1 protein-coding gene is annotated in these 453 nt (G+C 57.2%); it reads left to right on the top strand.

Annotation, left to right across the window (positions count from 1 at the left end; genetic code table 11):
* Positions 1–71 precede the first annotated feature (71 nt).
* On the top strand, positions 72–453 hold a 382-nt coding region (locus tag AC5RV2_RS18965), incomplete at its 3' end, for a DNA-packaging protein FI (RefSeq protein ID WP_163406888.1).

Here is a 453-nt window from a genome sequence, read left to right as displayed (position 1 = left end):
GATGAGTTCGTGTCCGTACAACTGGCGTAATCATGGCCCTTCGGGGCCATTGTTTCTCTGTGGAGGAGTCCATGACGAAAGATGAACTGATTGCCCGTCTCCGCTCGCTGGGTGAACAACTGAACCGTGATGTCAGCCTGACGGGGACGAAAGAAGAACTGGCGCTCCGTGTGGCAGAGCTGAAAGAGGAGCTTGATGACACGGATGAAACTGCCGGTCAGGACACCCCTCTCAGCCGGGAAAATGTGCTGACCGGACATGAAAATGAGGTGGGATCAGCGCAGCCGGATACCGTGATTCTGGATACGTCTGAACTGGTCACGGTCGTGGCACTGGTGAAGCTGCATACTGATGCACTTCACGCCACGCGGGATGAACCTGTGGCATTTGTGCTGCCGGGAACGGCGTTTCGTGTCTCTGCCGGTGTGGCAGCCGAAATGACAGAGCGCGGCC

This window comes from Arthrobacter sp. Y3225116, from assembly GCF_059091245.1.
The sequence above is the reverse complement of the archived record's forward strand: the minus strand, read 5'-3'. Positions and strand labels throughout refer to the sequence as shown.